Here is a 12477-nt window from a genome sequence, read left to right as displayed (position 1 = left end):
TTTCAATGGGGGATGCTATAGGGTTAAAAGGTGCTTCACGATGACCTCTTTATGTTTCCATGGGATAAAATGGTCGGCGTCGTGGATAATCATTTTTTCGACATGCGGGTTATGTTTTAGCTTGCTAAGGCCATAGGCTACATTATTGACTGTTACAAAGTTATCGGCATCGCCATGTATGAAGGTCACGGGCATAGTAAGCCGGTCATAGCCCTTGTCTAGTTGGTAAAGGTCCTTTTTGAAGAATACAATCTCCTGATTGGAGGGGCGAAAGGCGCCGGGTAAGAGGTACTTCAATGGGAAGTAGGCTAAGGGGTAGCGCCACAGTTCTCTGGGTTCGTCTTTTGGAGAAATAGACCCTGCCAATATGGTTAACGAAGCGAATAATGTTGGATCGTTCTGGGCCAGTTGCACAATAACTGGGCCTCCAATGCTATGGCCCACTAGGTGTATCGGCGCACCATTGGCTTCTTTTTTTATAATCTGTGCTATAAAGTGGGCTTGAGTTTCTAGGTGCTGAGGCTTTCCAAAATTACTATATCCAAAACCAGGCCGGTCGATGGCGATCATCCGGAAGCGTCTTAATAGGCTGGAGTCGGACAGGTAGGATTGGAAGGCATCGGTGCTGCCTGGGGAACCATGCACGAAAAATAGGGTGGGAAGGCCCTCCTGGCCAGTCTTTAAATAATGTAGGGGCTGGTCCTGAACAGTAAAATGAATGGACTCCACCGGCACTTGCTTTTCCTTAAAATAGGTCCTTACTTCCTTTTCGTTGGAGCGAAATCGCATACAGGACTGCGCAACGAGGAGCCAGGAAACTAAAAGACCGGCTAAGCTAATTCGAATCCATAAACGGGGACTCGTCTTTTTACCTGGACTGGAATTCATAAATAAATTTATGAGGGAGATGAAGTGATTTTAAAAAAGCCGTTGAAAACTCAACGGCTTTTTTAAAGGGGTAGTATCAATGAAAGAAGTCTTTCATTTTATCGAAAAAACCTTTTTCATGCTTCCCAGGTTTGGGCTGGAAGTTAGGTGAGTTTCTCAATGACTCTAAAGTTTCTCGCTCGTCGGACGAAAGCTGCTGTGGGGTCCATACATTAATATGTACCAGCTGGTCGCCTTTGCCATAGCCATTCAAGTCCTTAATTCCTTTTCCTTTTAGGCGAAGAATTTTACCGGCTTGTGTACCGGCATCCACGGTGATGCGCGCTTTACCGTCTATGGTTGGTATTTCGGTGGTGGTTCCCAATGCCGCTTCTATAAAGCTTAAGTGCATATCGAATACCACATTGGTGCCATCTCTTTTGAGTTGTAGATGCTCTTCTTCCTCAATGACGATCAGCAGGTCTCCGGCTACGCCTCCACGAGGGGGCACATTGCCCTTACCCGACATAGAGAGCTGCATGCCCTCGGCTACTCCACCAGGAATATTGAGGGTGATCAGGTCGTCCTGAAGTAGACGGCCCTCTCCTGCACAAGAGTCGCAACGCTCGCTGACGATCTTGCCATCGCCATTACAAGTAGGGCAGGTGGTGGTCGATACCATCTGTCCGAGCATGGTACTAACTACCTTACGTACTTGGCCCGAACCATTGCAAGTACCACAGTTGGTAAGTGCGGTGCCATGTTTGGCGCCATTGCCACCACAGGTGTCGCAGGATACATGTCTTTTAACTTTTATTTTTTTCTCAACGCCATTAGCCACCTCTTCTAGGTTAAGCTTAAGCTTGATGCGTAGATCGGACCCCTTGCGCATCCGACGTCCACCGCCACCGCCCGAACGGCCAAAGATGTCACCAAAGGGGCTGCTCTCTCCAAATATATCGCCAAATTGAGAGAAAATATCGTCCATGGTAAAGCCTCCACCGAAGCCTCCAGCTCCAGCTCCCGCCGCACCACCTACACCAGCATGACCAAACTGGTCATATCGCTTGCGCTTGGCCTCGTCGCTAAGGATCGAGTAAGCCTCAGCCGCCTCTTTAAATTTGTCCTCAGCAGTGGGATCGTCCGGGTTCTTGTCGGGGTGAAACTTGATGGCTAGCTTCCTGTACGATTTTTTGATTTCATCGACTGAAGCACTTCGGTCAACGCCTAGTATTTCGTAATAATCTCTTTTCTTTGACATACTTGATATGGGATGTGTACTGCGACGATTATCGTCATCTACTTACTCTAAAGCGTATGATTCTTTTCACCGCTACATCATGCTTAATAAATACAGTTTTTAAGATCCAACCACTACTTTAGCGAAGCGGATCACTTTGTCGTTAAGATAATACCCTTTTTCTATTTCATCGACTACCTTACCTTTAAGGTCCTCGGTGGGGGCGGGGAACTGCGCTATGGAATCGTGTAATTCCGCATCGAAAGCCTCGCCTTTGGCACTCATCGGTTTTAGTCCCTTCGATTCTAAAGTTTTGATCAATTTCGAATAGATCAAATCCACACCTTCCTTTAAGGCCTCCAAATTGTTGGAAGTTTCGAAGGATTGATTGGCACGCTCGAAATCGTCCACTATGGGCAACATGGCCTTCATCATGTCGGCATTCGCCGAAGAGAACATCTCTAGTTTTTCTTTGGCGGTGCGTCTTCTAAAGTTTTCAAAATCCGCATATAGCCTTAGGTATTTGTCTTTTAATTCGGATACTTCCAGTTTGGCTGCATCCAAGGGATCCAAAGCTTCTGGCCCTTCCACAGGTGCTTCTGCTGGTGTCTGTGCATCCTCCAGATTGTCAGCATCTGTAGGCATGTCGGCAGTATTTTCTGCGTTTTCTAATTCTTGTTCCTTATTCTCGGGCATATTCTGGCTCTGTTTAAATCGCAAAGTTACGCAGAAGCCTGCTAAATTACTTTGCCAGGAGTCCAAATACTGACAAGATGACATTTTGCTACTCAGTTTTGTATCTTTGTAGTATGACTCATCCCGATATTGTACGACAGGAGCGCAGCCGTATTGTCAAACAAAAGGCGCAAGAGATTGGTTTTGATTTCTGTGGAATCTCTAAGGCCGAGTTCCTCGAGCAGGAGGCCCCTCGTTTGGAGCAATGGCTAGACCGTGCCGCACATGGCCAAATGCACTATATGGCCAACCACTTCGATAAGAGGCTCGACCCCCGCAAGCTGGTCGATGGGGCCCGAAGTGTGATTTCGGTATTATTGAATTATTATCCTGAGCACGTTCGTAGTGAGGGTCCAGAAGACCTCAAAATATCGAAGTATGCCTATGGGGTCGATTACCATTATGTGTTGAAGGAGAAAATGGCCCAACTCGTAGAAGCTATAGAAGTGGAAATTGGCGAGGTTCAAGGTCGGGTTTTTGTGGACTCGGCCCCCGTGATGGATAAGGCCTGGGCTGCCAAAAGTGGTTTAGGATGGATAGGTAAAAATGCCAATCTAATCAATAGGAGCATGGGAAGCTTCTTTTTTATTGGAGAAATTATTTGTGATTTGGAACTGGAACCCGATGGGGCCATTCGGGATTACTGTGGGAACTGCACCCGCTGCCTAGATGCCTGTCCGACCGATGCGATTTCGGAGCCATACGTAGTAGATGGTAACAAATGCATCAGTTATTATACGATCGAACTTAAGGAAGCGATTCCAGAAGATGCAAAAGGGAAGTTTGAAAATTGGATTTTTGGCTGCGATGTCTGCCAGGACGTCTGCCCATGGAATCGATTTTCTTCCCCGCATCAGACTCCAGGGTTCACCCCTTCTATTGCCTTTATGGAGCTTACGGATGCAGATTTCATCGAAATTACCAGTGAAGTTTTTTCTAAAGTGTTTAAGAACTCTCCAATTAAAAGAACAAAATTTTCTGGACTAAAGAGAAATATAGGTTTTGTAAGGGATTAAAGTATTGTTAATTAATAAATTAGGCAAATATCCGGTCTTGTTCGAAATATTGGGTCTCATTATGCATACGGTTTGATTCCCCTTGTTGACATTGGTTTTTACCTCAAATGGTATTATCTTTGATCCCTATCCCTAACGTAAAAGACATGTATCTGGTAGTATACTTCTCTTTTATTCTGTTTTACCCCACAATTTTATTGTAATTGTCTTTCTCTAATATTCATTGTTAGAATTGGGAATTGATATGTTTTGCTTGGATTAATCCAGGAAAATTTATAAATTAAACTACCTATATTATCTTTTTATTAATAATAATTCCTATTTATTAATTTTTTTTATTAAATATTTTTTTTTCATATTTGGGCCTCTAAACCTATTGTATGTTTTGGTGTAACTATTGTATACAAAACATTATGTGGTATAGAGGTTTAATTAACACTTTTAATTTGGTTCGTATGATGGAACAATTTATGAAGATTTCTCTTAGAGCTATAATCCCTTTGTGGATGGTGGTTCTGCTGATTTCCCCGGCTATGGCTCAGGACCGGTCGATTACGGGAAAGGTATTAGATGAGACAGGACAGGGCTTGCCTGGGGCTTCTGTCACGATATTAGGAACTACACGCGGAACAAACGCGGATGCCGAAGGTAACTTTACGATATCAGGCGTCACTGAAAGTACTACCTTGGTTTTTTCCTCAATAGGATACCTTAAAAAAGAGGTGGCCGTGGGTAATAGAAGTGAGATAACCGTCGATCTGGCTCCAGATGTAGCCAACTTGCAAGAGGTGGTGGTGACGGCACTTGGGGTATCGAAAGAGACCCGGAAGTTAGGTTATTCGGTGACTACCATTGGCGGGGACGTCATGACCCGTGCACGGGAAACCAACGTTGGTAACTCTTTGGCAGGTCGAGTGGCCGGCTTAAATGTTAAAGGAACCAGTGGTGGTCCCGGTGGTACTTCCAAGATTTTGATGCGGGGTATGCCGAGTATGAACTCTGGAGGTTCACCGCTGATCGTGATCAACGGGGTGCCTATGGACAATACCCAGAGGGGTAGTGCAGGTGAGTGGGGTGGTGCCGATGGTGGCGATGGCCTTGGGAACTTAAACCCTGATGATATCGAAAACATGACCGTTTTGAAGGGACAGTCGGCATCGGCACTTTATGGTGCTCGGGCTTCGAATGGGGTGATTCTGATTACCACCAAAAAAGGTAAAAAAGGTAGCTTCTCCGTAGATTATAATATGAACTATGCGGTAGATAAAGCCATGGACCTGACTGATTTCCAGTATGAATATGGACAAGGGGTTGGGGGTCAAAAACCAACTACTGCGGCATCGGCTCAGCAAACCGCTCGAATGAGCTGGGGAGCTCCCTTAGACGGATCACAGGTAATACAGTTCGATGGTAATACCTATGCCTATTCGGCACAAAAGGATAATATCAAGAATTTTTACAGAGATGGAACAAACTTTACCAACAGTGTATCTGTAACCAAGGGTGGTGATAATGGATCATTCCGGTTTTCGTTCGCCAATTTGGATAATAAGGCCATTGTTCCAAATAGTGGACTTAACAGAAAAACTTTCAACTTGACGGTCGACCAAAACATTACCAGTAAGTTGAGTGTGAATGTAATGGCTAATTACGTGGATGAATTGGTAACCAATAAGCCCATTTTGAGCGATGGCCCGATGAATGCTAATAACGGGTTGTTCTTGGCTACTAATATCGATCAAAGGATTTTGGATCCAGGTTATGACCTTGTAACTGGCAAAGAAATTCAATTCAGTGACGATGAATACGTGACTAACCCGTATTTTGTGATTAACCAATTCAAAAATGATGTAGGTAGAAAGCGGATTATTACGGCGGCCTCGGCGAAGTATGACTTTACCGATTGGCTGTATGCTCAAGCTAGAATTGGTTACGATAATGCCAACGACCGAATATTTAAGGTGACACCTTGGGGGACGGCCTATTCAACGGAGGCTAAGGGAGCACTGGACGAACTCTCTACCGCTCAACGTACTGAGTTGAATCTAGATGGATTAATTGGGTTGAACAAGAATTTCGGAACCGATTTCTCTCTTGATGCCTTAGTAGGAGGTAACATTCGGAAAAACCAATACGAAAAAGTTGGGATCAGTGGAAGTCCATTTGTACTGCCGTATCTATATAGCTACAATAATGTGGTCAATTATAACAGATCGTATAACTATTTTCAAACAGAAGTACAATCGGCTTATTATAGTGTAGATTTGGGTTATAAAGGGTTCCTTACTTTGGGGACTACAGGTCGTTATGATACCTATTCAACACTTCCTAAGGAGAATCGCGGGATCTTTACTCCTTCGGTAACTGGGGCATTTATATTTAATGATCTGGTTGAGGTACCTAATCTTAGCTTTGGTAAGCTACGGGCATCTTATGCGGTGACCAGTGGCGAACCTACTACGGCTTATGGTACGGCCATTTATTACGGCGTAGGTAATGCACTTAATGGTGTAGCAACTGGTAACTTTGGTTTCTCCCTTCCTAACTTGTTCCTTAAACCATTTACAAAAAGTGAAGTGGAAGTTGGTTTGGAGTTGAAATTTTTCGGAAGTCGCCTAGGTCTTGATCTTAGCTATTATGCTCAGAAAACCAAAAATGAAATTATGCCTGCTAACTACAGTGCTGCAACGGGCTATACCAGTGGGGTAGTGGGTACTGGGTCAATTCAGAACAAAGGGTTGGAAATGCAATTGACTGGAACGCCTGTCAAAACGGATAAATTTGGATGGAATGTGTCCTTCAACCTAACTTCGGTTAAAAATAAAATTTTACAGACCGACGAGAATAACCAGACCATTAACTTGGGACGTAACCGTGCAACTCTTGGAAATGCTGTAACGGCATTTGTAGTGGGTGAGGCCGGTCCTCAGATTAAGGCTTATGATTACAAATACTCTGCTGATGGACAAATTGTCGTAGATGCGGCGGGCTATCCAGTAAGAGGAGATCTTAAAAGCTATGGTTCGGTGTTGCCTACTTTATTTGGTGGTATTAATAACGATTTTACTTTCGGACCTTTTAATCTATCCTTTTTGATCGATTACAACTATGGAAATAAAATTCTTTCGGCCACTGAAAACTATGCTATCCGACGTGGGTTACATCAAATGACCCTAGAGGGTAGAGATGGTATAACAACCGGCGTTACCGAGAGTGGAAATGCCAATACAGTTACGGCCAGCGCAGAAGGTTATTATACTGCTCTAGCTAATAATGTAACGGGAGTGAGTGTGGTTGATGGTGACTTTATAAAGCTACGCCAACTTACATTCGGCTATAGCATTCCTGCAAGGGTACTAGAAAAATGGCCTCTAGTACGGGCTGTAAACATCTCTTTGGCTTCGCGTAATTTAGCTATTTTGATGAAGAAAACAACCAATATTGATCCAGAGGCTACCTTTGGTGCCAACCTGAGTTATGCAGGTATTGAGGGAACGAGTCTTCCATCGACCAGGAACTTTGGTGTTAATGTAAGTATCAAGTTTAAATGATGATGACCATGAAAAAAACGATTTATACCCTGGCACTGATTGGCTTATTCCAATTCGGGTGTACAGATAATTTTGATGAAATTAATACGGATCCTACCCGGGCATCACAGGATATTTTCGATGCGAACTTATTACTGCCGAGTATACAATGGCGAAATGCTTCGGCCACTGCCGGTTATAACGGGGGGATCCTTTTTCAGAGTATGTGGGTGAAGATCCTTGCATCTACTACATCTGGAGCGGCCAACTATTATAGTAATGCCGACAAATATGTGATTTCCAGTAATACGAACTCCTATTTAGCGAGTGTTTGGAATACCGATTTTGGGGCGGCTAGCTTTGCCTTCGAAATGGAGCAACTTACGAAGGATCGTCCCGAGTTGGCCAATTTGATGAATATTGCTATCATCATGCAGGTTCAGAGTTTGGCCAATATCTCCGACGTCTATGGCGATATACCTTATTCGGAAGCCTTGCGTGCCAAGTCGGATCAAATTACGCTCCCCGCTTATGATACTCAGGAAAGTATTTATGGCTCTCTTTTGAGTCGATTGGATGCTGCAGTTTCTGCTTTGGATCCAGCGGGAATTGCCCCTACCAATGATGCCTATTCCTATGATGGAGATATTACTAAATGGAAAAAATTTGGCTACTCGTTAATGCTTAAACTAGCCATGCGCCTGACGAAGGTCGATGAAGCAATGGCCAAGACCTATGCCGAAAAGGCAGCGGCAGGGGGGACCTTTGCTAGTATTGCCGACGATGCCTATATCATGGCCGACCAGGCCAATGGATATAATAACGGGAATGGATCGGCTTTGTCTACTCCAGCTGATATTTATCAGGTGCGTTGGAGCCAACGTATGATCGATTACCTACAAGCGAATGATGACCCCCGTCTGGGTAAGATAGCCGAAGTGCCGGCTGCCGGCCTTGCTGCTAATCAAAGTATCGACGAAGCCGGTGACATGACCCCGGCCAATCAAATAGGCCTGCCCAATGGGTATGATTTAAATGGAGGAGCTACCGATATCAGTAACGCTCCAAATTATCCAGGCCCCAGCGGGTCGGGGGCGAACGTTACTCCAATTGGTAAATATTCGAGACCAACGTCTTTCTACAGAGACAGAAGTGCACCTTTGTTCGTACTGACCTATGCTCAGACAGAGCTTCTTCTGGCGGAAGCCGCTACTAGAGGCTTTTCTGTGGGCGGGACTGCAGCCGATCATTATATGAAGGCAGTTTCGGCTGGTATCCAATCCTTGGCTCCTTTTGGCAGTAATGCAGCCATCGGTGCGGCCACAGCCGATGCCTATGCGGCCGAACACCCATTGGTTGAGGCCATGGCTTTGCAACAAATCAATGAGCAATATTGGGCTACTACTGGTTTGCTGTTCAACTTTGTAGAAGCATGGAACAACTGGAAGCGGACTGGCTATCCTGAATTAACTCCAATCAATTATGTGGGTAATTTCTCGGGTGGGGCTATTCCCCGTCGTCAGCCTTATCCTACTACGGAGGCCACCTATAATGGGGTGAACTACCAAGCTGCCGTCGGTAGGCTCAGCAGTGGTGATAACTGGGTCTCACGAAGCTGGTGGGATAAATAAAATGATACAACTCAGGGCTAAGGGCATTTCTTCCCTAGCCCTGAGTAATTCTAATTGCAATTCACTAACTTCAACTAATCGTTGGAGTTTTTTAGTTTTACTTCATCCCTACTTGATCGTGTTATAGAAAAACCATGTCGATGCCACGTCTTATCCCATCTTTAGTTTTTGTTATCCTTTTGTTAGGAAGCCTCTATGCCTGGGGGCAGCAGCCTTTGTTCCGCCAAGTTCCCAGCAAAGAGTCCAATATCTCGTTCGAAAACACCCTCGACGATAAGGAGAATCTGAATGTTATGGCCTATGAGTACTTCTATAATGGGGGCGGCGTGGCCGTGGGAGACCTTAATAACGATGGGTTGGAAGACCTCTTCTTGACCTCCAATATGAGTGAAAATAGGTTATACCTCAACCAGGGTGGGCTTAGGTTTAAGGATATCACCAAGGCGGCCTCCAAAGAGCTGTTGGGCCGAAAGGGCGGCTGGAAAACGGGTGTTACCATGGCCGACGTCAATGGAGATGGCTTATTGGATATATATATCTGCTATTCTGGGAAAGTCGAAGAGGCTCTTCGGAAGAATCAATTGTTTATCAATCAGGGTGTAAAGGGAGGTGTGGTGCAATTTGAGGAACAGGCCGAAAAGTATGGACTGGCCTCGTCGAGCTATAGCACCCAAGCAGCGTTTCTAGATTATGACCGAGACGGGGATTTGGATATGTTGCTGTTAAACCATAGCGTCAAGAAAATCGATAATATGGAACTGGCCAAATTCCGTCAACAAACCGACGAGTGGGCCGGAAACAAACTATTTGAGAATAAGGGAGGGAACTTTGTAGATGTAAGCGAAGCGGCTGGTATACATCAATACCCCCTTACATTTGGCCTAGGCGTAGCAGTAGCCGATGTGGATATGGACGGATGGCCGGATATGTACGTGACCAACGATTATAATGAGTCGGATTACCTTTATATCAATCAAAGAAATGGGACTTTTAAGGACGTAACCAAGCAATATTTTCGTCATTTGGCGCAGTTCTCGATGGGGGTCGATATTGCCGACTTCAATAACGACGGCCTACCCGATCTGATGTCTTTAGATATGCTTCCTGAAGATAATCGTCGGCAAAAGCTTTTGCAACTGCAAGAGAATTATGAGGCTTTTGAGTTGATGTTACGACAGGATTTGCATCAGCAATTTATGCGGAATATGTTACAGTTGAATAATGGGGACGGCACTTTTAGCGAAATTGCCCAGCTTGCTGGCGTTTCCAATACCGACTGGAGCTGGAGTCCACTATTGGCCGACTTTGATAACGATGGTTATAAGGACTTGTTTGTAAGTAATGGGTATTATCGAGACTATACCAATAAAGATTTCTTGAGGTATTGGGGCGATTATAAGATTCGTAAGGCCATAGACAGGGAGCCTGTGCACCTGCTCGATCTGGTCAACGCCATGCCTTCTACGCGGCTTTCCAACTACATTTTTAAGAATAATCGGGATCTTACCTTTTCCAAAATGCAGCAGGACTGGGGCCTGGACCAGGCGGCGGTGTCGGCCGGGGCTATTTATGCCGATTTGGATAACGACGGCGATCTGGACCTGGTGGTCAATAATATCAATGAACCCGCATCACTTTACGAAAACCGTCATAATGAAAATACACATCATTATATTCAGTTTCGACTGCAACAGCCCACTGGAAATATTAATGCCCTAGGGGCAAAGGTATATCTGTATGCCGATGGGAAAATGCAATACCAAGAAGTAAGTCCCACCAGAGGTTATTTATCGGCGGTATCGACCAGGATTCATTTTGGCATGGGTGCATATCACCAGTCCATCGATTCGGTGCGCGTGGTATGGCCCGATGGGGCGGAGCAGCGGCTGGTGAACCTAGCCCTGGACCAGCTGCACACGATCGAGAAAAAGGACGCAGGCCATAGAAAAGAAAGGCTGTCCTCACCCAGCATGAGCAGCCTGTTGGAGCCAGTAGATGGGCTCTTCCCTTATACCCATGTCGCCCTCGATGAAAATGATTTTAAAAGGCAACCGCTCATGTTATCGATGTACTCTCAAGTGGGTCCTGTGATGGCCCAAGGCGACATTAATAACGATGGACTTGCCGATATATATATTTCCGGGCATTTAGAAAGTCGCGGTAATATATGGATGCAACGCCCCGATGGTACCTTTGACAAGCTGGCCGATTTTAATATTGGCGACGAGAACAGCAGTGCGCAGTCGGCGGCCGTATTTTTCGATGCCAACGGCGATGGTTACGACGATCTTTATATTGCCAAAGGTGGGTATTCGTTTTATACTGCAGGAAGCCTAGCCCTACAAGATGAGCTCTATATAAATAACCAGAAGGGGGGACTCGAGCTATCGGTGCTTTCATTGCCTAACCTAAAGGCCAGTAGTAAGTCCTGTGTGCGACCCGTCGATTTCGATTTGGACGGGGATATGGATTTGTTCGTAGGGGGGCGCATCATTCCTGGCCGGTATCCAGAAAGCCCCACCTCGTTTCTGTTGATCAACGATGGGAAGGGGACTTTCCAAGTGGGAGAGGTGCCATTTTCTCATATAGGCATGGTAACCGATGCCCAATGGGCCGATATTAACGGCGATAGCCGCCCCGACTTAGTGCTTTGTGGAGAGTATATGCCGATAAAAATATATCTGAATACTCAAGAAGGTTTCAAAGATGCCACCCTTCAATACTTCGACAAAGAGCCAGAGGGGCTATGGAGTACCTTGTACCTCGCCGATGTAAACGGAGACCAGATGGTGGATATCTTTGCTGGGAATTTTGGTTTAAACTCCCAAATTAGGGCCACAGAGGAAGAACCTGCCGAATTGGTTTATGGTGATTTCGATGAAAATGGCTCTCTCGATCCATTTTTTAGCTTCTACATTCAGGGGAAGCCTTATCCTTTCGTGAGCCGCGACGAGTTAAACGATCAGATATTTGGAATGCGCAAGAAATTCAGATCGTACCAGGCTTATGCTGACGCCAACATCCAGGATATACTCGACGAGGAACAGAGGCAGCGTGCGAAGGTTTTAAAAATTAACACCTTAGAAACCTCTCTATTTATACAGAAGAATGGAAAGCTAATCAAGCAAAAATTGCCGATCCAAGCCCAATTTGCCCCTGTAACCAACCTTTTGTACAAGGATATAGACTCGGATGGGATCAAAGACTTCCTGTTATTGGGCAATAAATCGGCCAATCGCCTGAAAATTGGGGCTGTCGATGCTAATTATGGCTTCGTGTTGAAGGGCCATGACGATGGACGATTCGAATATATATCCCAACCCAAGGTAGGTTTATCGGTATTGGGCGATGTGAAATCGGTACTTCAGGTGCCCGTAGGAAAGAAAGAAGTGATTTTTATTGGTGCCTTCGATAAGCCTTTACAAGGGTATCGAGTGCGATAAGCTTAAAATTATAAC

General features: G+C 45.2%; 7 protein-coding genes. 4 read left to right on the top strand and 3 right to left on the bottom strand.

The features are described from left to right. Nucleotides 1-15: 15 nt before the first annotated feature. The 3 genes from CLV98_RS15190 to CLV98_RS15180 form a co-directional block, all read right to left on the bottom strand. Nucleotides 16-888 (bottom strand): alpha/beta fold hydrolase, encoded by an 873-nt coding sequence (locus CLV98_RS15190; protein WP_109675411.1) that lies wholly within the window; start codon nucleotides 886-888, stop codon nucleotides 16-18. Between the two features lie 76 nt (nucleotides 889-964). Beyond that, nucleotides 965-2128 (bottom strand): molecular chaperone DnaJ, encoded by a 1164-nt coding sequence (gene dnaJ / locus CLV98_RS15185; protein ID WP_109675409.1) that lies wholly within the window; start codon nucleotides 2126-2128, stop codon nucleotides 965-967. A 99-nt stretch (nucleotides 2129-2227) separates the two neighbouring features. Next, complete coding sequence (locus CLV98_RS15180; RefSeq protein WP_109675407.1) at nucleotides 2228-2803, bottom strand: nucleotide exchange factor GrpE; 576 nt, start codon at nucleotides 2801-2803, stop codon at nucleotides 2228-2230. A gap of 113 nt (nucleotides 2804-2916) precedes the next feature. Between CLV98_RS15180 and queG the strand changes: the two genes are divergently transcribed. From queG to CLV98_RS15160, 4 genes are all read left to right on the top strand, one after another. After that, nucleotides 2917-3858, top strand: a complete 942-nt coding sequence (queG, locus tag CLV98_RS15175; protein WP_109675405.1) for a tRNA epoxyqueuosine(34) reductase QueG — start codon at nucleotides 2917-2919, stop codon at nucleotides 3856-3858. A 458-nt stretch (nucleotides 3859-4316) separates the two neighbouring features. Further along, complete coding sequence (locus CLV98_RS15170) at nucleotides 4317-7409, top strand: SusC/RagA family TonB-linked outer membrane protein (protein ID WP_109675654.1); 3093 nt, start codon at nucleotides 4317-4319, stop codon at nucleotides 7407-7409. Between the two features lie 8 nt (nucleotides 7410-7417). After that, on the top strand, nucleotides 7418-9019 hold the full coding sequence (locus CLV98_RS15165; protein WP_229203397.1) for a SusD/RagB family nutrient-binding outer membrane lipoprotein: 1602 nt from the start codon (nucleotides 7418-7420) through the stop codon (nucleotides 9017-9019). A 140-nt stretch (nucleotides 9020-9159) separates the two neighbouring features. After that, nucleotides 9160-12462: a VCBS repeat-containing protein gene (locus CLV98_RS15160; protein WP_109675401.1), complete on the top strand. Its 3303-nt coding sequence runs from the start codon at nucleotides 9160-9162 to the stop codon at nucleotides 12460-12462. Nucleotides 12463-12477 lie beyond the last annotated feature (15 nt).

The sequence above is a fragment of the Dyadobacter jejuensis genome (assembly GCF_003149085.1).
GTDB lineage: Bacteria > Bacteroidota > Bacteroidia > Cytophagales > Spirosomataceae > Dyadobacter > Dyadobacter jejuensis.
Note: the sequence above shows the minus strand (reverse complement) of the source record. Positions and strands in the feature narration are given on the sequence as shown.

Excerpts from the sequence above, each read along its gene's own strand:
- CLV98_RS15190 (WP_109675411.1), bottom strand. The coding sequence starts at position 888 with ATGAATTCCAGTCCAGGTAAAAAGACGAGTCCCCGTTTATGGATTCGA.
- dnaJ (WP_109675409.1), bottom strand. The coding sequence starts at position 2,128 with ATGTCAAAGAAAAGAGATTATTACGAAATACTAGGCGTTGACCGAAGT.
- CLV98_RS15180 (WP_109675407.1), bottom strand. The coding sequence starts at position 2,803 with ATGCCCGAGAATAAGGAACAAGAATTAGAAAACGCAGAAAATACTGCC.
- queG (WP_109675405.1), top strand. The coding sequence starts at position 2,917 with ATGACTCATCCCGATATTGTACGACAGGAGCGCAGCCGTATTGTCAAA.
- CLV98_RS15170 (WP_109675654.1), top strand. The coding sequence starts at position 4,317 with ATGGAACAATTTATGAAGATTTCTCTTAGAGCTATAATCCCTTTGTGG.
- CLV98_RS15165 (WP_229203397.1), top strand. The coding sequence starts at position 7,418 with ATGAAAAAAACGATTTATACCCTGGCACTGATTGGCTTATTCCAATTC.
- CLV98_RS15160 (WP_109675401.1), top strand. The coding sequence starts at position 9,160 with ATGCCACGTCTTATCCCATCTTTAGTTTTTGTTATCCTTTTGTTAGGA.